The sequence below is a fragment of the Streptomyces sp. NPDC088553 genome, assembly GCF_044752965.1.
Taxonomy (GTDB): domain Bacteria; phylum Actinomycetota; class Actinomycetes; order Streptomycetales; family Streptomycetaceae; genus Streptomyces.
In genome coordinates this window covers 71,444-93,244 of sequence record NZ_JBIVMG010000015.1, presented here as the reverse complement: position 1 = coordinate 93,244, position 21,801 = coordinate 71,444, and the positions used below count along the sequence as shown (strand labels likewise).

General features: G+C 73.6%; 18 protein-coding genes. 10 read left to right on the top strand and 8 right to left on the bottom strand.

Annotated elements, in window-relative coordinates; genetic code table 11:
- Positions 1-2: 2 nt before the first annotated feature.
- A complete protein-coding gene (locus ACIP8Z_RS35575) occupies positions 3-3,284 on the top strand; it encodes an AfsR/SARP family transcriptional regulator (RefSeq protein ID WP_402090805.1) in 3,282 nt (1,093 codons plus the stop codon).
- Positions 3,285-3,508: 224 nt separating this feature from the next.
- The gene (locus ACIP8Z_RS35570) at positions 3,509-3,706 is read left to right on the top strand and encodes a hypothetical protein (RefSeq protein WP_402090803.1); all 198 of its coding nucleotides are present in this window, start codon (positions 3,509-3,511) and stop codon (positions 3,704-3,706) included.
- Positions 3,707-3,967: 261 nt separating this feature from the next.
- Here ACIP8Z_RS35570 and ACIP8Z_RS35565 read toward each other — a convergent pair whose 3' ends face one another.
- Together ACIP8Z_RS35565 and ACIP8Z_RS35560 are read right to left on the bottom strand one after the other, a co-directional pair.
- Positions 3,968-4,627, bottom strand: coding sequence for a hypothetical protein (locus ACIP8Z_RS35565; RefSeq protein WP_402090802.1), 660 nt, complete (start codon positions 4,625-4,627; stop codon positions 3,968-3,970).
- 89 nt (positions 4,628-4,716) lie between these two features.
- Positions 4,717-6,267 carry a FadD3 family acyl-CoA ligase gene (locus ACIP8Z_RS35560; protein WP_402090915.1) on the bottom strand — a complete coding sequence of 517 codons (1,551 nt, stop codon included), beginning with the start codon at positions 6,265-6,267 and terminating at the stop codon, positions 4,717-4,719.
- 89 nt (positions 6,268-6,356) lie between these two features.
- Between ACIP8Z_RS35560 and ACIP8Z_RS35555 the strand changes: the two genes are divergently transcribed.
- From ACIP8Z_RS35555 to ACIP8Z_RS35545, 3 genes are read left to right on the top strand one after another with little or no spacing between them, the layout of a single operon-like run.
- Positions 6,357-7,499, top strand: a complete 1,143-nt coding sequence (locus tag ACIP8Z_RS35555) for a lipid-transfer protein (protein ID WP_402090800.1) — start codon at positions 6,357-6,359, stop codon at positions 7,497-7,499.
- Positions 7,500-7,512: 13 nt separating this feature from the next.
- Positions 7,513-7,938, top strand: a complete 426-nt coding sequence (locus ACIP8Z_RS35550; protein WP_402090799.1) for a Zn-ribbon domain-containing OB-fold protein — start codon at positions 7,513-7,515, stop codon at positions 7,936-7,938.
- Positions 7,935-8,720, top strand: coding sequence for an enoyl-CoA hydratase/isomerase family protein (locus tag ACIP8Z_RS35545; RefSeq protein ID WP_402090797.1), 786 nt, complete (start codon positions 7,935-7,937; stop codon positions 8,718-8,720). The genes ACIP8Z_RS35550 and ACIP8Z_RS35545 overlap by 4 nt, the downstream gene beginning before the upstream one ends.
- A gap of 31 nt (positions 8,721-8,751) precedes the next feature.
- Here the strand turns inward: ACIP8Z_RS35545 and ACIP8Z_RS35540 are convergent, their stop codons facing one another.
- On the bottom strand, positions 8,752-9,363 hold the full coding sequence (locus tag ACIP8Z_RS35540; protein ID WP_402090795.1) for a hypothetical protein: 612 nt from the start codon (positions 9,361-9,363) through the stop codon (positions 8,752-8,754).
- Positions 9,364-9,488: 125 nt separating this feature from the next.
- Here ACIP8Z_RS35540 and ACIP8Z_RS35535 point away from each other — a divergent pair, with 125 nt between their 5' ends.
- A complete protein-coding gene (locus ACIP8Z_RS35535; protein WP_402090793.1) occupies positions 9,489-10,121 on the top strand; it encodes a hypothetical protein in 633 nt (210 codons plus the stop codon).
- 52 nt (positions 10,122-10,173) lie between these two features.
- On the opposite strand, the gene ACIP8Z_RS35530 is transcribed toward ACIP8Z_RS35535, so the two are convergent.
- Both ACIP8Z_RS35530 and ACIP8Z_RS35525 read right to left on the bottom strand, forming a co-directional pair.
- Positions 10,174-12,642 (bottom strand): PQQ-binding-like beta-propeller repeat protein, encoded by a 2,469-nt coding sequence (locus ACIP8Z_RS35530; protein WP_402090791.1) that lies wholly within the window; start codon positions 12,640-12,642, stop codon positions 10,174-10,176.
- Positions 12,643-12,779: 137 nt separating this feature from the next.
- Complete coding sequence (locus ACIP8Z_RS35525; protein ID WP_402090789.1) at positions 12,780-13,565, bottom strand: VOC family protein; 786 nt, start codon at positions 13,563-13,565, stop codon at positions 12,780-12,782.
- Positions 13,566-13,950: 385 nt separating this feature from the next.
- Here ACIP8Z_RS35525 and ACIP8Z_RS35520 point away from each other — a divergent pair, with 385 nt between their 5' ends.
- On the top strand, positions 13,951-14,598 hold the full coding sequence (locus ACIP8Z_RS35520) for a TetR family transcriptional regulator (RefSeq protein WP_319319436.1): 648 nt from the start codon (positions 13,951-13,953) through the stop codon (positions 14,596-14,598).
- A 138-nt stretch (positions 14,599-14,736) separates the two neighbouring features.
- On the opposite strand, the gene ACIP8Z_RS35515 is transcribed toward ACIP8Z_RS35520, so the two are convergent.
- Both ACIP8Z_RS35515 and ACIP8Z_RS35510 read right to left on the bottom strand, forming a co-directional pair.
- Positions 14,737-15,207 (bottom strand): nitroreductase family deazaflavin-dependent oxidoreductase, encoded by a 471-nt coding sequence (locus ACIP8Z_RS35515; RefSeq protein ID WP_402090788.1) that lies wholly within the window; start codon positions 15,205-15,207, stop codon positions 14,737-14,739.
- Entirely contained in the window at positions 15,208-16,410 is a 1,203-nt protein-coding gene (locus ACIP8Z_RS35510) for an acyl-CoA dehydrogenase family protein (protein ID WP_402090786.1), read from the bottom strand.
- Between the two features lie 105 nt (positions 16,411-16,515).
- Between ACIP8Z_RS35510 and ACIP8Z_RS35505 the strand changes: the two genes are divergently transcribed.
- From ACIP8Z_RS35505 to ACIP8Z_RS35495, 3 genes are all read left to right on the top strand, one after another.
- On the top strand, positions 16,516-17,763 hold the full coding sequence (locus ACIP8Z_RS35505) for a thiolase C-terminal domain-containing protein (protein WP_402090785.1): 1,248 nt from the start codon (positions 16,516-16,518) through the stop codon (positions 17,761-17,763).
- Positions 17,764-17,903: 140 nt separating this feature from the next.
- Positions 17,904-19,208 carry an FAD-dependent monooxygenase gene (locus ACIP8Z_RS35500; protein ID WP_402090783.1) on the top strand — a complete coding sequence of 435 codons (1,305 nt, stop codon included), beginning with the start codon at positions 17,904-17,906 and terminating at the stop codon, positions 19,206-19,208.
- Positions 19,205-19,858 (top strand): pyridoxal 5'-phosphate synthase, encoded by a 654-nt coding sequence (locus ACIP8Z_RS35495; RefSeq protein ID WP_402090781.1) that lies wholly within the window; start codon positions 19,205-19,207, stop codon positions 19,856-19,858. The genes ACIP8Z_RS35500 and ACIP8Z_RS35495 overlap by 4 nt, the downstream gene beginning before the upstream one ends.
- Before the next feature lie 27 nt (positions 19,859-19,885).
- On the opposite strand, the gene ACIP8Z_RS35490 is transcribed toward ACIP8Z_RS35495, so the two are convergent.
- Positions 19,886-21,769: an AMP-dependent synthetase/ligase gene (locus ACIP8Z_RS35490; RefSeq protein ID WP_402090780.1), complete on the bottom strand. Its 1,884-nt coding sequence runs from the start codon at positions 21,767-21,769 to the stop codon at positions 19,886-19,888.
- Positions 21,770-21,801 lie beyond the last annotated feature (32 nt).

The following is a 21,801-nucleotide window of genomic DNA, read 5'->3' as shown; positions in this document are numbered from 1 at the left end:
CGATGGACCGTGAGAGCGGGCCGCGAGTTCCGGTGCAGCGGGCTCCGAAGACGGGCGCGGACGCCGGCACGGGCCTGAGCCCCGACGAGGGCGGTCGCGGACGGGCGGACACGGAGGCGCAGGCCGTCACGGGCCGGGACGGGACCGGAAGCGAGGGCGCGGGCCAGGGCGCGGGTACGAAATCCGGCCACGCCGCGGGTACGGACGCGGGAACGGACGCCGGGCCGGACACGGGTACGAACACGGGACCGGACGCCGGACCGGACACGGGCACACACGCCGGGCCGGACACGGGCACGGACACCGAGCCGGACGCGGGCGCGAACCCGGGAACGGACACCGACCCCGGTTCCCACCCCGCTCCCCACCCCGCCGCCGCACCCGCCTCCGGGCCCCTCCGGTTCGCCGTGCTCGGCCCCGTCCGGGCCTGGCGGGACGGGGAGCCCGTACCCACCGGGTCGCCCCAGCAGCGGGCCCTGCTCGCCGCCCTGCTCCTCCGGGGCGGGCGCACCGCCACCGCCTCCGAGCTGATCGACGCCCTCTGGGGCGAGGAGTCGCCCTCGCAGGCCCTCGCGGCCGTGCGGACGTACGCCTCTCGGCTCCGCAAGGCGCTCGGCCCCCAGGTCCTCGTCAGCGAGTCCGGCGGCTACGCCCTGCGCACCTCCGCCGCCGCCCTCGACGTCGCCACCGCGCAGGAACTCGGCGCCGAGGCCGAGAAACTGCGGGCCGCCGGGGACCGGGCGGCCGCCCGCGACCGGCTCGCGGAGGCCCTGAACCTGTGGGACGGCGAGGTGCTGGCCTCCGTACCGGGGCCGTACGCCGAGACACAGCGGACCCGTCTGGAGGAGTGGCGGCTCACCCTCCTGGAGACCCGGCTCGACATCGACCTGGAGGTCGGCGCGCACGCGGAGGCCGTGTCCGAGCTGACCGCGCTCACCGCCGCCCACCCGCTGCGGGAGCGGCTCCGTGAGCTGCTGATGCTCGCCCTCTACCGGAGCGGACGGCAGGCCGAGGCGCTCGCGGTGTACGCGGACACGCGCCGGCTGCTCGCCGACGAGCTGGGCGTCGACCCCACTCCCGAACTCTCCCGCCTCCAGCAGCGCATCCTGCAGGCCGACGCCGAACTCGCCCGCCCGGTGGAGGAGGCCGCCCCGGCCGCCGCGCCCGTCGCGCGTCCCGCGCAGCTCCCGGCTACGGTCCCGGACTTCACGGGCCGGGCGCCGTTCGTACGGGAGCTGGGCGCCCGGCTCGCCACCGCCGAGGGCCATGTCATGGCGGTGTCGGCGCTGGCCGGCATCGGCGGGGTCGGCAAGACGACGCTGGCCGTGCACGTCGCGCACGAGGCGCGGCCGCACTTCCCGGACGGGCAGCTGTACGTGGACCTCCAGGGGGCGGGCTCCCGCGCGGCCGCGCCTGAGACGGTCCTCGGGTCCTTCCTCCGCGCCCTCGGCACCCCGGACTCGGCCATTCCGGACTCGCTCGACGACCGGGCGGCGCTGTACCGCTCGACGCTGGACGGACGCCGGGTCCTGGTCCTCCTGGACAACGCGCGTGACGCGGCGCAGATCCGCCCGCTGCTGCCGGGGACGGCGGGCTGCGCGGCGCTGGTGACGAGCCGGATCCGGATGGTCGACCTGGCGGGGGCGCATCTGGTGGACCTGGACGTGATGTCCCCGGAGGAGGCGCTCCAGCTGTTCACCCGGATCGTGGGCGCCGAGCGGGTCCAGTCGGAGCGCGAGGCGGCCCTCGACGTGGTGGCGGCCTGCGGTTTCCTGCCCCTGGCGATCCGGATCGCGGCCTCGCGCCTGGCGGCCCGCCGGACGTGGACGGTGTCGGTCCTGGCGGCGAAGCTGGCGGACGAGCGGCGGCGCCTGGACGAACTCCAGGCGGGCGACCTGGCGGTGAAGGCCACCTTCGAACTCGGCTACGGCCAGCTGGAGCCGGCGCAGGCGCGCGCGTTCCGGCTGCTCGGCCTGGCGGACGGCCCGGACATCTCGCTCGCGGCGGCCGCGGCGGTCCTCGACCTCCCGCTCTGGGACACGGAGGACCTCCTGGAGGCGCTGGTCGACACGTCCCTCCTGGAGTCGGCGGCACCGGGCCGCTACCGCTACCACGACCTGGTGCGGCTCTACGCGCGTGCGTGCGCCGACCGGGACGAACAGCCCCCGTCGGGTAAGGAGGCGGCCCTGTCCCGCCTCCTGGACTTCTACCTGTCGACGGCGGCGCGGGTGTACGCGATCGAGCGCCCCGGCGACCGCCTCGTCGACCACCTGGAGCCCACCACCCACGAGGGCCTCACCTTCACCGACCGCCACACGGCCCAGGACTGGCTCTACGCCGAGGCGAACTCCCTCCTGGCGACGGTCCGCCAGTCCGCGGCGTCCCCTCAGGCGCTGCGCCGGGGCGTGGACCTGCTGTGGGCGTCCCTCGACCTCGCGGAGTCGGGCGCGAACTCCAGGGAGTACGAGGCGGTGGCCACGGTCCTGCGGGAGGCGGCGAGCGCGTCGCGCGACGTACGGGCCGAGGCCCGCGCCGCCAACACCCTGGCGTACGTCCACCACTATCAGGGCCGCTTCGACCAGGCCGACCGGGAGGCCGACGAGGTCGTCCGCATGGCCCGCTCCGTCGGCGATCCGCTCCCCATCTGCTGGGCCTCGAACGCCAGGGGGGCCATCGCGCTCTACCAGGCGCGCTACGACGACGGGGACCAGCACCTCACGCTGGCCATCGCCGAGTTCCGCGCGGCGGCGGACCGGGCCGGCGAGGCCGCGGCGCTCTGCAACCTCTCCCGCATCCACCTGGCGACGGGCCGTCGGGAGGACGCCGTGCGCATGGCCCAGCAGGGCACCGACATGTACGACGAGATGGGCCACGCCCTCAAGGGGGCGAACGGCCGGTACGCGCTCGGTCTCGCCCTGACCGAGAGCGGCCAGCTCCCGGCCGCCGGCGAGCGGCTGCGCGAGGCACTCGCCGTCTTCGTCGACAGCAGGCAGAGGCTGTGGGAGGGCATGACCCTCTTCCGTATCGCCGAGGTCGACATCGCGGCCGGCCGGTACGGGGCGGCGGCGGCGGGCGCGGAGAAGGCCTTGACCGTGCTCCGGGGCATCGGGGGCGACTGGCGCCGCGGCAACGTCCTGACGGTGCTCGGCCGGGCCCTGCACGGCATCGGGCAGTCCGGCCGCGCCCAGGTCTGCTGGCGTGAGGCGCTCGACGTCTACGAGGAGCTGTCCGCGCCCGAGGCGTCGGAGGTCAGGGCACTGCTGGCCCCGCAGGCCGCCGTCTGAGGCCCGCTCCCGGCCGGGGCGTTCATCATTCGTTTATCGCGGCCGGGCAGAGTCGTACTCGACGATCCGTCGCGTCGGGGGGCACGCGGGTCGCCCACAAGGTCACCATCCTGACGCACTAGGGTGAGCGGCCCTGAGGAGCCCGTCCGGCCGTCCACGGGCGAACACGCCGGACGGGCTCCACCCAGCACCACCCGGAAGCCACCCACCAGGAGGGGATCACCATGGGCGACATCGACCCGACCGTCACGCCGGACAACCTGCACGCCACGGGGACCGAGGACGAGCAGATCGGCACGAAGAACCTGCACGCCACGTCCGCGCCGGCCAACGCGATCGCGGACAAGGTCCTCACGCAGAACCCGGACGGCGCCGGGGCTTCGACGAACAACCTGCACGCCACGTCGGAACCGGCCAAGTAGACCACTCCTGAAGGGAGTGGTCCGCGGCGGCGACTTCGGGGGAGCCGCCGCGGGCCACCAGGAGGGTCCGGTCGACGGGGGAGCACACGGGCTCGGGGGACACCCGGGACGGAACCAGGGGGGATCCGTCCGGGCAGGGCCCGTGCGCAACGCGATCGGACCACCGCAAGTGGAGGGGCCGGGCAGCTGCCCGGCCCCTCCGGTGTGCGTACGGCGCGATGCCCAAGGGCGGCAACCGGCCGGTCCTCTCGGAGCGCGATGTCAGCGGGCGTACGAGCCGAGGCCGATCAGGCAGTAGACGTACTGGCTGACGACGGCGCCGTTCATCGTGTAGCGGTGCGAGAAGGCGTACTGGGTCTTGGGGTTGGCGTTGCAGCGGTTCATGTCGGAGGTGAACGGGAACGTCTGGATCACCTTGTAGTGGGCGTCGGACGCCGAGCAGGGGACCTCGTCGACGTCGCTGACGGACTGCGCGGTCTCCGAGTCCGGGAGCGAGCCGTTGAGGCAGGTGCCCTTCTCGTACGGATCGGGTTCCTTCTCCGTCGGGGTGGCGCCGGCGGTGGGCGTGCCGTCCACGTCGAAGGTGGGCGGGGGCGGGTAGGAGAACGTCGGGATCGGGCCGGGGCCCGTCGAGCCCGCCGTGTCGTCCTTGTCGTCGCTCAGGAGGTACGAGCCCCCGATGATCGCTCCGATGACGGCGAGCGGGATCAGGCAGCCGAGGAGGCCGCCCTTCTTCTGTCCGCCCGCGACGGTGATGCGCAGGTACACCGTGCCCTCGCCCAGCCGCGCGGCGACGAGTTCGCCGTGGCGGCAGGGGCGGACGCTGAGGTGGGCGGGGCCGGTCGGCAGCGTGACCGCGATGATCACGCCCTGGGCCGCCTGCTGCGGGGTCAGGGTGAGGGGGATCTCTTGCGTCGACACCGGCGCTCCTGGGGAGATGGGGGACGAACGATTGCCCTTATGACGTGTACATGGACGGCATCGGTTGCGCTTCCCCGTTCACGCCTCCGTCAGGACGCCACCCGCGCCCGCAGCTCCCCCTTCACCACCTTCCCGCTCGCGTTCCTCGGCAGCTCCGACACGAACTCGACCTCCCTCGGCACCTTGAAGTTCGCCATCTCCCGCCGCGACCAGGCGATCAGGTCGTCCGCCGTGACCCTCGCCCCCGGCCTCCGGACCGCGAACGCCTTGCCCACCTCCCCCAGCCTCGGGTCCGGGACGCCGATGACGGCGACGTCCGCGATGTCCGGGTGGAGGCCGAGGAGTTGCTCGATCTCGGCCGGGTAGGCGTTGAAGCCGCCCACGATGAACATGTCCTTGAGGCGGTCGGTGATGCGCAGGTTGCCCTGCTCGTCGAGGACGCCGATGTCTCCCGTGTGGAGCCAGCCGTCCTCGTCGATCGCCGCCGCCGTCTCCGCCTCGTCCTCGAAGTAGCCGGCCATCACGTGGTGGCCGCGGACCAGGACCTCGCCCGTCGACGAGACGCGGACCTCCGTGCCGGGGATCGCGCGGCCCGACGTGGTGGCCACCGTCCCGGCCGGGTCCTCGCGGCGGCACATGGTGACGATGCCGCTCGCCTCGGAGAGGCCGTACGCCGTGAGGACCGTGCCGACGCCCAGGTCGGTGCGGAGGCGCTCGACCAGCCGGAGGGGGACCACCGCCGCGCCCGTCACGACGAGGCGGAGGGTGGAGAGGTCGTGGCCCCCACGGGCCGGGTGGTCCAGGAGGGACTGGTGGAGGGTGGGCGGGCCGGGGAGGACGGTGATGCGTTCCGCCGCGATGTTGGCGAGGACCGTGTCGACCGTGAAGACCGACTGCGGGACGATCACCGCGCCCCGCATCAGGCAGGCGAGGATCCCGGCCTTGTAGCCGAAGGTGTGGAAGAAGGGGTTGACCACGAGATAGCGGTCGCCCTCACGCAGGCCCGCCAGTTCGGACCAGATCGCGTAGCAGCGCAGGCTCTGGGCGTGGCTGATGACGGCGCCCTTGGGACGGCCGGTGGTGCCGGAGGTGTAGATGATGTCCGAGGGGGCCGCGGGGTCGATGGCGGCGGCCCGCGCGTGGACCTGGGCCGCCGGAACGGCGTCTCCCTCCGCCAGGAACTCCTTCCAGGTCGTCCACTCCTCGGGCGCGCTGTCGCCGAGGACCACGACCCTCTCCAGGTCCGGGAGCGCGACCCCGGAGCGGCGCAGGGAGGCCACGTACGAGGTGCCGAGGAAGGTGCCGGTGACGAAGAGCAGCCGGGCGCGGGAGCGCTGGAGGACGTACCCCGCCTCGGTGCCCTTGAAGCGGGTGTTCAGCGGGACGAGGACGGCGCCGGCGGTGACGGCGCCGAGCGCGGAGACGATCCAGTCGAGGGTGTTGGGGGCCCAGATCGCGACCCGGTCCCCCACGCGTATGCCGGTGGCGAGACAGGCCGCCGCGGCCCGCTCGACGCGTTCCCCGAGTTCGGCGTAGCCGACGCGGTTGCGGCCGTCGACGACGGCCTCCCGATCGCCGTACCGCTCGGCGGCCGCTCGTACGAGACCGGGGATCGTGCCCCACTCCAGGTCGCCGCGCATGTCCATACCCAACCTCCTGTAGCTGACTATCCGTCAGATTAGTTGTAGCCTGACGCGCTGTCAGCAGTGCTGCCCCATGAGGAGGTTCGGTGCTCAAGGACGCCACGGCCATCGTCGGCATAGGTCAGACCGCCTTCGCGAAACAGCTCCCCGAGACGGAGAAGACACTCGCCTGCCGGGCGATCCTCGCCGCCCTCGACGACGCCGGGATCGAACCCTCCGAGGTCGACGGCTTCGCCTCGTACACGATGGAGGAGACCGACGAGGTCGAGGTCGCCAAGGCCATCGGCGCCGGCGACGTCACCTTCTTCTCCAAGGTCGGCTACGGCGGAGGCGGTTCCTGCGCCACCGTCGGCCATCTCGCCGCCGCCGTCGCCACCGGACAGGCGAGCGTCGGCGTCGCCTGGCGGTCCCGGAAGCGGGGCAGCGGCCCCCGCCCCTGGAAGAACACCGCCGTCCAGCTGCCCACCCCCGGCCAGTGGACCCGCCCCTTCGGCCTGCTCCGCCCCGCCGACGAGATCGGCATGCTCGCCCGCCGCTACATGCACGAGTACGGCGCCACCCGCGACCACCTCTTCAACGTGGCCCTGGCCTGCCGCAACCGCGCCAACCAGAACCCCGCCGCGATCATGTACGAACGCCCCCTGACCCGCGAGATGTACATGACCTCCCGCTGGATCAGCGAACCCCTCTGCCTCTTCGACAACTGCCTGGAGACCGACGGGGCGCTGGCCTGCGTCATCGTCTCCGCCGAGCGGGCCCGCGACTGCCGCCAGAAGCCCGTGTACGTCCACTCCGCCGCCCAGGGCCTGCCCGCCCAGCACCACGGCATGGTCAACTACTGGAACGACGACCCGCTCTCGGGACCCGCCTGGACCGCCGCCCGCCACCTGTGGAAGCAGGCCGACTTCGGCCCCCAGGACGTCGACGTCGCCCAGATCTACGACGCCTTCACCCCGCTCGTCCCGCTCTCCCTGGAGGGCTACGGCTTCTGCGGCCGCGGCGAGGGCGCCGCCTTCACCGAGGGCGGCGCGCTGGAGATCGGCGGCCGGCTGCCGCTCAACACCGGCGGCGGAGGACTCAGCGAGGCGTACGTCCACGGCTTCAACCTCATCAACGAGGGCGTGAAGCAACTCCGCGGCACGTCCACCGCCCAGGTCCCCGACGCCGCCACCTGCCTCGTCACGGCGGGCGAGGGCGTCCCCACCTCCGCCATCCTGCTGCGCGCCTGAGGAGCTGATCCGCATGCTGACCCCCGTCACCGACGAGGACGGCGCCCCCTTCTGGGAGTACGCCGCCCGGGGCGAACTACGCGTCCAGAGCTGCGCCGACTGCGGCGAGCTGCGCTTCCCGCCCCGCCCCTGCTGCCCGCACTGCCAGTCCTTCGCGAGCGAGTGGCGCCCGATGTCCGGCCGCGGCCGGATCTGGTCGTACGTGCTCCCCCACCCGCCCCTGCTGCCCGAGTACGCCGCCCAGGCCCCGTACAACGCGGTGATCGTCGAACTCGCCGACGCCCCCCGCATCCGCCTCGTCGGCAACGTGGTCGCCGCCCCGGACGCGCCCCTGAACTCGGTCGACCCCAGCCGGCTCCGGATCGGCGCCCCGGTGCGGGTGGCCTTCGCCGAGGTCGACGGCGTCGTCGTCCCGCGCTGGCTCCTGGAGCGCGGATGAGCACCCCCGGCGTCACGGTCGAGCGGGACAAGGAGACCGGGGTCGCCGTCGTCACCCTCGACCGGCCGGAGAAGCACAACTCCCTCACCCTGGAGATGGCCCGCGAGCTCGGCGCCGTCTGGCGGGGGTTCCGGTACGAGGACGAGGTCCGCGCGATCGTCGTCACCGGGGCCGGCGGGCGGGCCTTCTGCACCGGCATCGACCGGGCCGCCGTCGGGAACGTGCCGCAGCCCTCGTCCCCGTACACGATCGACGACCCGCTCCTCACGATCGGCCCCAAGGCGAACGACCTGTGGAAGCCGGTCGTCTGCGCCGTCGAGGGGATGGCCTGCGGCGGGGCGTTCTATCTGCTCGGCGAGTCGGAGTTCCTGGTCGCGGGCGAGGACGCCACCTTCTTCGACCCGCACACCACCTACGGCATGGTCAGCGCCTTCGAGACCGTCCACATGGCGCAGCGGATGCCGTACGGGGAAATCGCCCGGATGGCCCTCATGGGCAGCGCCGAACGGATCACGGCCCGGCGGGCGTACGAGACGGGCCTCGTCTCCGAGCTGACCCCGCCCGGCGGCGCGCTGGCCGCCGCGCGCGAGGCCGCCGCGGTCATCGCGGGCCACCCGACGGAGGCGGTGCAGGGGACGGTCCGGGCGCTGTGGTCGGCGAAGGAGGCCGCCAGGGCCCAGGCGCTGGCGCACGCGCCGCACCTGGTCGCCCTGGGCAATCTCACGGCGGACCGTCAGGCGGAGCTGTTCGGGAGGCGGGGGGCGGGGTTCAAGGCGAGGTAGGGGCAGCGGACGGGGTCGCGTCGGGCGGGGTTCAGGACGAGGTGGCCGACGGGGTGGCGGTGGAGGCGGTGGGCCCCGGCACCTCGCCCTCGACGTAGGCGACGCAGTCCTTCACCCGGCCGACGGTCCCGGGGTGGGCCATCCCCACCTCGAAGGTCTTCGTCCCCCTGCGCTCGACCGTGACCGTCGTCTCGGCCTCGTCCACCTTCTTGTAGCCCGCGTCCCTGAACTCCACGTGGACCCGGAACGTCTTCTCCTCCCACGCGTCCGAGGTGATCCTCAGCGTGGTCGTGGTGTCCGCCCGGCGGGCCGGCTTGCCCTTGCGCTTCTTCTGCGCGGGCTTCACGCAGTCGACGGTGGTGACATGGACGGCCGCGGTCGGCGAGGCCGTCGGCGTGGGGTCGTACGTGTACGGCTCGGCGGTGCTGCCGCCGCCCGAGCCGCTGTAGTCGTCGTTGCTCTTCTCGTCGCTTGAGCAGCCGCCGCCGGAGTCGTCGTCCGAGCCGCGGCTCTTGCTCTTGCCGCTCTTGCTCTTGCCGCTGCCGCCACCGCTGCTGCTGCCGCCGTGGCCGGTGTGGAAACCGGTCAGCGCCAGCACCACCACCGTGAGTGTCGCCGCGAGCTTCAGGCGTGTGCGTACCATCGCCGCCCCCCGTCTTCCCTGTCGTGTTCGCGCCACTTTAGCGGCGCGACTCGGCCGCGTGGCGGGGCCCCCACAGCGGGCGTAGCGTCGGGAACGAGAGCCGGACCGTCAAGGAGGCCGCATCGATGATCCGCAACATCGCCGGCTCGGTCCTGGCTCTCGCCGGAGCGACGGCCGCCGTCTGGAGCCCCTTCCGTGCCTGGTACGACGGCCGTCACGGACGGGACTACGCGATCGACGAGCTGTTCACCGGCATCACCGACGCCAAGGGCGAGCTGCTCGCCTCGATGCTCGCGCCGTTCCTCTTCGCCGCCCTCCTGACCCTCCTCGGAGTGGTGCTGCGCTCCCGGCTGCTCGTCGCGTTCGCCGGGCTCGTCGTCCTCGGCTTCACCGTCCTGTGGATGGTGCGGGTGGGGCAGGCGGAGGGCAGCCTGACGATCGGCGGCGACGGTACGGGGCTCGGTGACGGGGTCGCGGCCGCCTTCGGCGGCGGGATCCTGCTGCTGCTCGGCGCGCTCGTCATGTCGGGCAGATCCCGCCCGCCGCACCACGTGGACCGGCCGCCGCGACCCACCCACCCCACGCTCGACGGGCCACCCCCGGACGACACCTCCACCCTGGAGGCGCCGCGCGCGCACCCGCAGGCCCCGGCGCCGTACGCGACGACGCAGACGTACGACGCACCGGCCTGGGACGACGCACCGGTCCGGGACCCGGAACAGGAGCAGGAACGGGGAAACCCGCCGCCGCAGCGCTGAAGCGCTTCGGCGGCGGGTCCCCGTCCGCGCGTCGTACGGCCTGCCGGCCCCGCTACCGGCCCCCGGCCCCCCGGCCCGTGGCCGTGCCCTTGACCGCGTCGAGCGCGTACACGCAGCGGTCCTTGCTGCAGGCGTACACGACCCCGTTCCTGACCACCGGCGAGCCGGTGATCTCGCCGCCGGTCGCGAGCTTCCAGCGGAGCTGCCCGCCGGTCGCGTCCAGGGTGTAGAGGACGTGGTCGGCCGAGCCGAAGTGCACCCGGCCGTCGGCGACGACGGGCGAGCCGACCAGCTCGCCGCCCGCCGCGAACCGCCACCGGGGCGTGCCGGTGACCGCGTCGAGCGTGTACAGCGCGCTGCCGCTGCCGACGTGGATGTTGCCGTCGGCGACGAGGACCGGCTCGGTCGACTGGCGCGGCTCGGTCGCGATGCGCCAGCGGTCCTGACCGGTGGTGGCGTCGATGGCGTACACCGTGCCGAGGTGGTCGGAGAGGTACACCCCGCCGCCGGTGACCGCCGGGCCCGGCGCGAACGCCGGCGGGGAGGTGAAGACGGCCGGCGCCTCGAAGTGCCAGCGGACGTGACCCGCGGCGACGTCGATCGACAGGACCCGCGTCCCGGCGGAGACGTACACACAGCCGTCCTCGGCCGGGGCCACCCGGACGGGCACGTTGGCACAGGAGGCGGCGTCGCCGATCGGGTACGACCAGCGCTCCACGCCGGTGCGGGCGTCGAGGGCCTGGAGCCGGGCGTCCCGCCACACGTACACGGTGTCGCCGTGCACGGCGGGCCCCGCCTCCGGGGTCTCGAAGTCGGTCTGGGCGCCGGTGATCTCCCACAGCTTGGCGCCGTTGGAGGCCTCCCAGCCCTGCACTCCGCCGCCGCGCGTGCCGGTGACGACGGTGCCCCGGTCGACCTGGAGCGAGTACACCCAGGCGTCCGTCCGCAGCCGCCAGCGCTCGGCGCCGTCGGTCGCGTCGAGGGCGTAGAGCGTGGGCCCGTCGGAGGCGTGGATACGGCCCGCGGCGACGGCCATGGACCAGGCCACGTCCCGGGTCTTGAACTGGCGCCGGCCGCTGCCGGTGTCCAGGGCGTGTACCTCGAAAGAGGTCACGTACAAGAGGTCGCCGTCCACCACCGGGGTGCCCCAGACGTCGTTCGACATCCGGAAGCGCCACGGCCGCCAAGGGCCGGCTCCGGCCGGCGCTGCCTGGTCGGAGCCCTGCGGCGGCACGTTGACCGGGCGGGAGCCTGGCGGCGGGCCGGGCTCCCCGGCGTAGGAACCGGCGTACGAACCGTGGTCCACGCCGTGCGGGCCGCCGCCGGGCGGACGGATCCAGCCGGTCGCCGGGCCCGCGTCGGCGCCCCGGCCGACGGCGAGCGCCGCACGCGTGTCGGCGACCCGGGGGCCGGGGCCGATCGGGACGGTCGCGCCGCCGAGGCGTACGGGACCGCCCGAGCTCTCGGCGGGCCCCGCGTGCCGGCCACCGCCGACGGGCGCGGGCTCGGCGTGCCGGCCACCGCCCCCGACGGGCGCGGGCTCCGGGAAGCGCGGGTCGCCGCCCCTCTCGGCGGGACCCCGGGGCGGGCGCGGCGGCATCGGCGGCGCGGTCGACGCCGGAGCCGGGCGGCCGCCGCGGCGGGTCTCGATCATGTCGGTGGCGCTCCGCGGCAGCCAGGCCGAGGCCGTGCCGCTGTCGTCGCTGCCGGGGCCGAAGAGATGCGGGGCCAGCTGGGCCTGGAGGTCGGCCGGGGTGGGCCGCCGGCTGACGTCCGTCTGCATGCAGGAGTCGATGAGGGGCCGCAGCTCGTCGGGCAGACCCTCCAGGTCGGGGCCCTCGCGCAGCAGCATGAAGACGGTCTCGACCGGGTTGGCGCCGTGGAACGGCGCGTGACCGGTGGCGGCGAAGACCAGCATCGAGCCCAGCGAGAAGACGTCGCTCGCGCCGGTGACGCTGCGCGAGTCGCGGGCCTGCTCGGGCGACATGTAGGCCGGGGTGCCGACGGCGACATTGGTCATGGTCAGGCGCGTGTTGGAGACGCCCGACGCGATGCCGAAGTCGATCACCCGGGGGCCGTCCTCGACGACGAGGACGTTGGAGGGCTTGAGGTCACGGTGGACCAGGCCCGCGCCGTGGATGGACTGCAGGGCCTCGGCGACGCCGGCGGCCAGCCAGCGCACGGCCTGGGCCGGGAGCGGTCCGCACTCGTTCACTATCTCTTCGAGCGAGGGCGCGGGGACGTACGCGGTCGCCAGCCAGGGCACGGCGGCCCGCGGGTCGGCGTCCACGACGGCGGCCGTGTAGAAGCCGGAGACCGCCCGCGCGGCCTCCACCTCACGGGTGAAGCGGACCCGGAACAGCTGGTCCTCAGCGAGCTCCGTGCGCACGGTCTTGATCGCCACGCGCCGGCCCGAGGCCGAGCGCGCGAGATAGACCAGGCCCATTCCGCCCGCGCCGAGCCGGCCCAGCACCTCGAAGGGCCCGATACGTCTCGGGTCGTGCTGCGTCAGCTGTTCCACTTGCCTGCCACCTCCCCGTACGGGCCATGAGGGTACGGCCCCGTGGCCCTGATTCTTCCTGTCCGAGGGCCCGGTTGCGAACCCGGGGGCGGATCGGGGTGTCTCAGGTCATATGGAAGCCATCCGGAGGGGAAGCCTCAGGTCGTGCCGGACGGCTCCGAGAGGACCGCGAAGCGCGCGCCCTGGTTGTCGTGGAGGACGGCGACGCGGCCGTGCGGGGTGTCGAAGGCGGGGGTGGCGACCCGGCCGCCGAGCCGGACGGTGGTCTCGCAGGCCTCGTCGCAGTCGCGGACGGCGAAGTAGACGAGGACGTGTCCCGGCATCTCGGCGGGGAAGTCGTCGCTGATGACGGCACGTCCGCCGAAGGCGCTGTCGTCGCCGGTCCGGGAGCCGGGGGGCGACCAGACGCGGTAGTCGAAGCCGGCGTCCCTGCCCTCCGCGTCGGCGTCTGCCTGCCGGCCGAGGTAGCCGAAGACGCTGGCGTAGAAGGTGTCGACGGCGTCGGGGCGGCGCGTGTACACCTCCATCCAGCAGAAGGAGCCCGGTTCGTCGGTCGTCTCGAAACCGTCGTCGTCACCGGACTGGCGGAGGCCGAAGACGGCGCCGCCGGGGTCGGCGGCGAGCGCGAGGACGCCGAAGGGGCCGACGGGGTAGGGCTCCATGACCATCTGGCCGCCGGCGGCCTTGATCCGGGCGGCGAGGGTGCCGGCGTTCTCGGTGGCGAGGTAGACGGTCCAGGTGGTGGGCATGCGACCGTCGCGCTTGGGGAGGAGGCCGGCGACGCGGCGTCCGTCGAGGAGGGCCTCGTCGCGCTCGGGGTCGAAGGTCCAGCCGAAGAGCTCGCCGTAGAAGCGCTTGCCCGCCTCCAGGTCGGGGAGCTGCGCGTCCACCCAGCAGGGGGTGCCCTCAGTGCGTACGGCCATGTCCACACGCTAGGTCGGCGGGCACCGTCCCGCAGCGTCCGCCACCGCCCGGAAATACGAACAAAGTGGCGATTTATCGGCCCAGAACCCTTGGGGCGCTTGAGTTGTCCACCGAAGTTGTCCACAGGCTGTTCATAAGCCTATTCGGGTACGGGAAGCCCTCGGTGATCACGCGGCCCGGGTACGCGAATCCCCCGGTCCGGGTGCGAAGATCCCGCCGACCTCCCGCCCGCCCGTCACAAGTGGCGCGATCCCGCCCCTCCCCCGCGCTGCCGCGCCCGGAGAGACACGCGTGCCGACCTCGGAGAACACGAGTGGCCGGGGGGTGCACCCCATTTGCAGTCGGCCGAATCGCGCGCCGACACCCCCTCGGTAAGCTGACGGCATGACAGGACAAGTACGCACCGTCGACGGCCGCGTGGCCGGACGACGCGGCCAGGCGACGCGGCAGAAGCTGCTCGACTGCCTCGGTGAGATGCTCAGCTCCTCGCCCTACCGGGACGTCAAGGTCATCGATGTGGCCCGGAAGGCGGGTACTTCACCCGCGACGTTCTATCAGTACTTCCCGGACGTCGAGGGAGCGGTTCTCGAGATCGCGGAGGAAATGGCCAAGGAGGGCGCCGGGTTGACCGAGCTGGTCTCCGGCCGTTCCTGGGTCGGCAAGGCCGGCTGGCAGACCTCCGAGGAACTCGTCGAAGGCTTCCTGGACTTCTGGCGGAAGCACGACGCCATCCTCCGGGTCGTGGACCTCGGCGCCGCGGAGGGCGACAAGCGGTTCTACAAGATCCGCATGAAGATCCTGAACTCGGTCACCAACTCCCTCACGGACGCGGTGAAGGAGCTCCAGGCCAAGGGCAAGGTCGACAAGGAGGTCAGCCCCGCCGCCATGGCCGGCTCGCTCGTGGCGATGCTGGCCGCGGTCGCCGGCCACCAGAAGGGCTTCACGACCTGGGGCGTGAAGCAGTCCGAACTCAAGCCCAACCTCGCCCTGTTGGTGCATCTGGGCATCACCGGCAAGAAGCCGACCCGATAGCCCACCCGCCCTCCTCCACCCGTCCTGTCGTCGACGCCGACGGCGGCCCGTCCCCACGGACCGCCGTCGGCGTCGCCGTGTCCGGACGGGCCCCGCGCCCCCGCCGTACGGGCCACGGGCGGCGCCGGCCGCGAGGCCTCACCGCCTGCTCAGCCGGAAGAGTCTGATCTCGCGCTCGATCCGCGCCTGGTACGTGGCGTACGGGGGCCAGAACACGAGCGCCGCCCGCCATGCCTCCGCGCGTTCCTCCCCCGCGAGCAGCCGCGCCCGTACGGGGATGTCCTCGCCCTTCCAGTTCACCTCGACGTCCGGATGGGCGAGCAGGTTCGCCGTCCACGCCGGATGTCCGGGGCGGCCGAAGTTGGAGCCGATCAGCAGCCAGCCGCCGTCCGGCTCCGGCATGCAGGCGAGCGGGGTGACCCGGGGCAGCCCGCTCCTCGCACCCCGGGCGGTGAGCACGACGCCGGGCAGCATCTGGGCGCTGAGCAACACCTTTCCCCTGGTCAGCCGGTGCACGGCCTTGTCCATGGCGGGCACGACGTGCGGCCCGATCCGGGCGAAGGTCCTGGTCGAGGACATCTTCTGCATCAGGGTGCGTCCGACGGGCATCTACGCCGCCACCTCTCCGAAGAGTCCGGTCCGTTCCGCCGCGCGGGCGCGCAGCCGCCGCACGGGCCCGAAGAGCAGTTCGTCGGAGGCGGCCCGCTTGAAGAAGAGGTGCGCCTCGTGTTCCCAGGTGAAGCCGATGCCGCCGTGGAGCTGGATGGACTCGCCCGCGGTGGCGCGGAGCGCCTCCAGGGCGTGGGCGAGGGCGAGCGGCCCGCTGTCGGGCCCTGGCCCTGCTTCCCCGGCCGCGCAGGAGGTGAGCGAGCCGGCGGCCTCGACCTGGACGTACAGGTCGGCGAGGCGGTGTTTGACCGCCTGGAAGGAGCCGACGGGCCGGCCGAACTGTTCGCGCGCGCCGACGTGGGCGACGGTCCTGTCGAGGGCCTCCCGGGCCGCGCCGACGGCTTCGGCGGCCAGCATGACGGCGGCGGCGCGGCCGGTGACGGCGAGCGCGCCGAGGACGTCGGCCGGTTCCTCGCCGAGGAGTTCGGCCTCGGTGTCCCTGAACTGGACGGTGGCCTGGGTCCGGGTGGAGTCCAGGGTGGTCTGCCGGGTGCGGACCAGTCCGACGGCCGGCGAAGCCCCTGCCCGTACCAGGAAGAGCAGGGTGCGGCTGCGGGCGAAGCCGCCGGTGTGGGCGGCGACGAGCAGCAGTCCGGCACTGTGTCCGTCGAGCACCTGGGCGGCCTCGCCGTACAGCCGCCAGCCTCCGTCGACGGCGCGGGCCTGGACGCCGCCCGCGCGGCCGCCGCCGGACCAGTCCTCGGCGCTGTTGTCGCCGGTGAGGCCGAGGGCGAGCGCGAGTGAGCCGCCGGGGACGGCGAGGGCGCAGGTCAGGCTGCCGTCGGCGAGCCTGGGGAGGAGTGCGGCGCGCTGCTCGGGGGTGCCGAGGGCGGCGAGGAGCGGGGCGGCGAGGACGCTGGTCGCGAGGAGCGGGGAGGGGGCGAGGGCGCGGCCGGCCTCCTCGCAGGCGAGGGCGAGTTCGGCGGGCCCGCAGCCGACTCCTCCGTACTCCTCGGGGAGGGCGAGCCCGGCGACGCCGAGGGTGCCGGACATCCGGGCCCAGAGGTCGGGGTCGTACCCCTGCGGGGTGGCGGTGGCCGCGCGGTTCTGCTGCGGTCCGGCCCGTTCGGCCAGCAGGTCGCGCAGGGTGCGGCGGATCTCCTGCTGCTCCTCGGTGAGCGGGACGGCGAGCGAGGCGTCCATGAGGCTCCCTCCGTTTCTGACGGTGCGTCATGCTAGGCCCGCGCCGGGCCGGTTGCCAGAGTCGCGCCGGTTCCGTTCAGATGAATCTGATGTACCGTCAGATTCATGCCGACCACTGTGCCGCCCATCGGGCCGACCACCGTGCAGCCCGACGCGCCCGCCACCGCGCCGACCACCGCCGGCGCCCCCGCACGCACCACCGTCCGCCGCCCCCGCCGCGTCGCCGTCGCCGGCGTCGCCCTCGCCGACTGCGGCCGGGTCGACGAGGCCACCCCCTACGCCCTGCACGCCCAGGCCGCCCGGCGCGCGCTGGCGGACAGCGGCCTGGACCGCTCGCTGATCGACGGCCTCGCCTCGGCGGGCCTCGGCACCCTCGCCCCGGTCGAGGTCGCCGAGTACCTCGGGCTCCGGCCCCGCTGGGTGGATTCGACCGCCGTCGGCGGCGCCACCTGGGAGGTCATGGCCGCGCACGCCGCCGACGCGATCGCCGCGGGCCACGCGAACGCGGTCCTCCTCGTCTACGGCTCCACCGCGCGCGCCGACATCCGCGCCCGGCGCCGCACCGCGAACCTGTCGTTCGGCTCGCGCGGCCCGCTCCAGTTCGAGGTCCCGTACGGGCACACCCTGATCGCCAAGTACGCGATGGCCGCCCGCCGCCATATGCACGAGTACGGGACGACCCTGGAGCAGCTCGCCGAGGTGGCCGTCCGGGCGCGGGCGAACGCGGCCCTCAACCCCGAGGCGATGTTCCGCGACCCGATCACCGTCGACGACGTCCTGGCCGGGCCGATGATCGCGGACCCGTTCACCAAACTGCACTGCTGCCTGCGCTCGGACGGCGGCTGCGCGGTGCTGCTGGTCGCCGAGGAGTACGTCCAGGACTGCCGTACAGCCCCGGTCTGGGTGCTCGGCACGGGCGAGCACGTCTCCCACACCACGATGTCGGAGTGGGAGGACTTCACCGTCTCCCCGGCGGCGGTCAGCGGCCGGCTCGCCTTCGAGCGGGCGGGCGTGACCCCGGCGGACGTGGACCTCGCCGAGGTCTACGACGCCTTCACCTACATGACCCTGGTGACCCTGGAGGACCTGGGCTTCTGCGCGAAGGGGGAGGGAGGGGCGTTCGTCCAGGAGAAGGACCGGCTGCCGGTGAACACCGACGGCGGCGGGCTCTCGGCCTGCCATCCGGGGATGCGGGGGCTCTTCCTGCTGGTGGAGGCGGTACGGCAGTTGCGCGGGGAGGCGCCGGGGCTCCAGGTGCGGCGGCCGGACGGAAGCCTGCCGGAGGTGGCGGTGGCCTCGGGCACAGGGGGCTGGTTCTGCTCGTCGGGGACGGTGGTCCTCGGCCGGTCGTGACCCGCGGCGGGTCGTGACCCGCGCCCGGGATCCGACGACCAGGAATCTATACAAGCGTCATAGACAGGCGTGTAGGACATCCGTATAGTCATGTCCGCGGGCAGGGGAACGGCCCGCAGCCACCGACAAGGAGTCCTGCCGTGAACAGCACCGCGAACAGCACCCCGAACACCGCCGCACACACCCCCGCGAGGACCGTCCTCATCTCGGGCGCCTCGGTCGCCGGCCCCGCCCTCGCCCTCTGGCTCCACCGCTACGGCTTCACCCCCACCGTCGTCGAGCGCGCCCCCGAACTCCGCACCGGCGGCTACAAGGTGGACATCCGCGGCACCGCGATCGAGGTCTGCCGCCGGATGGGCATCCTCGACGACATCCGCGCCAACTCCACCGACATGCGCGGCGGTTCCTACGTCGACGACCGCGGCCGCACCATCGGCGAACTGTCCGCCGACATCTTCGGCGGACGCGTCGAGGGGGACGACGAGATCATGCGCGGCGAACTGGCTCGCATCCTCCACGAACGGACCCGCGACGACGTCGAGTACCTCTTCGACGACTCGATCGCCACCCTCGACGAGGACACCGACGGCGTCACCGTCACCTTCGAGAGCGGCACCGTCCGCCGCTTCGACCTGGTCGTCGGCGCCGACGGACTGCACTCCCACACCCGGCGCCTGGTCTTCGGCGAGGAGAAGCGCTTCAAGCGCCACCTCGGCGCGTACGTCTCCATCTTCACCGCCCCCAACCACCTGGGCCTCGACCGCTGGGAGACCTACCACGCGCTCCCCGGCAAGCTGGTCTGCGTCTACAGCTCGGCCGGCGAGACCGACGCCAAGAACCTCTTCATCTTCTCCTCGCCCGAGGAACTCCCCTACCACCACCGGGACATCACCGCCCAGCGACGCCACCTCACCGAGGCCTTCACCGGCGACGGCTGGGAGATCCCCCGGCTCCTCGGCCACGCCGCCGACGCCGACGACCTCTACTTCGACTCCATCTCCCTCATCGAGATGGACCGCTGGTCGAAGGGACGCGTCGTCCTCATCGGCGACGCCGCCCACTGCTCCTCCCCCGCCTCCGGCCAGGGCACCGGACTCGCCCTCACCGGCGCGTACGTCCTGGCGGGCGAACTGGCCCGGGCCGGCGGCGACCACCGCGTCGCCTTCGAGCGCTACGAGGCGCACATGCGGCCCGGCGTGGAGCGGAACCAGAGGATGGCGGAAGGCTTCGTCAAGGAGATGACCGTCGACTCCCGCTGGAAGATCGCGCTGCGGATGTTCATGGTGCGCACGCTGCCGAAGACCCCCTGGAAGAACCTCATCGCGAAGAAGATCCGCGACGAGATCCAGGCGGCGGCCACCGCGGTCCCCCTCATGGACCACCGGACACCGGCCACCGGCCGCACCCCCGCCGCCACCGCCCCGCGCTCTACCGTGGGCTCATGACCGACTTCCACCACGCCCTGCGCTCCCTGAAGGTCTGGGACACCGAGCTGCCCACCTTCGACCCGGCGGGCGCCCCGCCCGAACCGCTCCCCCTCTTCCACGACTGGTTCACGGCGGCGGTCGCGGCCGGCCAGACCGAGCCGCACACCCTCTCCCTCGCCACCGTGGACGAGGACGGCAGGCCCGACGTCCGCACGGTGATGCTGCACGACGCCGACGCGCGCGGCTGGCACTTCGCCTCCCACGCCACCAGCGCCAAGGGCCGCCAGCTCGCCGCCCGCCCCGAGGCCGCCCTCGGCTTCTACTGGCCGGTCCAGGGCCGCCAGGTCCGGATCCGGGGCCGCGTCACCACCGGGACCCCCGGGGAGGCGTACGAGGACCTCCACGCCCGCTCCACCGGCGCCCTCGCCTCCGCCCTGGTCGGCCGGCAGAGCGAGCTCCTCGACTCCCCCGAGACCCTCGCGGAGGCGAGCGCCGAGGCCTGGCGCCGGGCCGAGGCGGAACCGGACGCCGACGCCCCCACCTGGACGCTCTACCTCGTCGAGCCGGCCGAGGTCGAGTTCTTCCAGGGCGACGCGCGGCGACGCCACCTCCGCCTCCGCTACCGCCGCACGGACGCGGGCTGGACCCGCGAACTCCTCTGGCCGTGAAGGACGTCCGGCCGACCGGGCCCGCCCCTACTCGGCCGCCCCGGAGCCGTACATCTCCTCGATCTCCCGGGCGAAGTCCCGCAGCACCGCCCGCCGCCTGAGCTTGAGGGACGGGGTCAGATGCCCGGAGCTCTCCGAGAACTCGGCGTTCAGGACCCGGAAGTCACGGATCGACTCCGCCCGTGAGACCAGCCGGTTGGCATCGTCCACCGCACGCCCGAGGGCGGCGACCAGTTCCTCGTCCCGGGCCAGCTCCCAGAGCGCCAGGTGGTCCTTGTGCCGCATCCGCCGCCAGTGCGTCAGACCCTCGTGGTCGAGGGTGATCAGGGCCGTGACGTACGGGCGGTTGTCGCCGAGGACCACGCACTGGGCGACCAGCGGATGCGCGCGCAGCCAGTCCTCCAGCGGGGCCGGGGCCACGTTCTTCCCCGCCGAGGTGATGAGGATGTCCTTCTTCCGGCCGGTGATCCGCAGATAGCCGTCGGCGTCGAGGGAGCCCAGGTCCCCGGTGGGGAACCAGCCGTCGTCGGTGTACGGCACGGCCGCCCCCCGCTGGGCGTCCCAGTACCCGGCGAAGACATGACCACCCTTGAGCCAGACCTCGCCGTCACCGGCGATCCGTACCGACGTGCCGGGCAGCGGCCAGCCGACCGTGCCGGTACGGGGCCGCCGGGGCGGGGTCACCGTCGACGCGGCCGTCGTCTCCGTCAGGCCGTACCCCTCGAAGACCTCCACCCCCGCCCCGGCGAAGAACTCGGCCAGCCGCGCGCCGAGCGGGGAGCCGCCGGAGATCACGTACCTCACCCGGCCGCCGAGCGCCGCCCGGATGCGCCGGTAGACGAGCGGGTCGTAGAGCGCCCGCGCGGCCCGCAGCGAGAGCGACGGGGCGGCCTCCTGGCCGTACCGGCGGGCCACCCGGGCGGCACGGTCGAAGGAGGCGGCCTTCCCGCCCCGTTCGGCGGTGGCCCGGGCGGAGTTGAAGACCTTCTCCAGGACGTACGGGATCGCGAGGAGGAACGTGGGGCGGAACCCGGCAAGATCGTCGAGGAGCTCCTGGCCCTCCACCGAGGGGGCGTGCCCGACGCGGACCCGGGCCCGCACGCAGCCGATCGCCACCATCCGCCCGAACACATGGGAGAGCGGCAGGAAGAGCAGGGTCGCGGCCGGGTCCTTGTTCTCCGAGACGAAGACCGGGTGGAGCAGCCGGACCGCGTTGTCGACCTCGGCGAAGAAGTTGGCGTGCGTGAGGGCGCAGCCCTTGGGGCGGCCGGTGGTACCCGAGGTGTAGATGAGGGTGGCGAGGGTCTCCGGGGTGAGCAGCCCGCGCCGGGCGGTGACGGCCTCGTCGGCGACCCGGGCGCCCGCCGTACGGAGCTGGTCGACGGCGCCGGTGTCCAGGACCCAGAGATGGGCGAGACCGGGCAGCTGCCGCCGCTCGGCGGAGACCAGCCGGGCCTGGACCGGGTCCTCGACGACACAGGCCGCGGCGCCGGAGTCCTGGAGGATCCAGCGGGTCTGGAACGCGGAGGAGGTCGGGTAGACGGGGACGGTGACGAGCCCGGCGGCCCAGGCGGCGAAGTCGAGCAGCGTCCACTCGTAGGTGGTCCGCGCCATGAGGGCGAGCCGGTCACCCGGCCGCAGACCGTGCGCGATGAGGCCCTTGGCGACGGAGTGGACCTGGGCGGCGAAGGCGGAGGCGGTGACATCGGCCCACGCCCCGTCCGGCCCCTTGCGGGAGAAGAGCACCGCCTCGGGGTCCTGACGGGCGTTGTCGTACGGCAGGTCGGCGAGCGAGCCCCGGCGGACCACGGGGACGAGCGCGGGCACGGAGACCTCGCGGACCACCCCGTCCACCAGGGTCTTGTGCGGTTCGACCGGTTCGCTCCCGGGCAGTGCGGTGACGACGGACACGTGCGGCTCCTCGGTCTGCGCGATGAACTGAG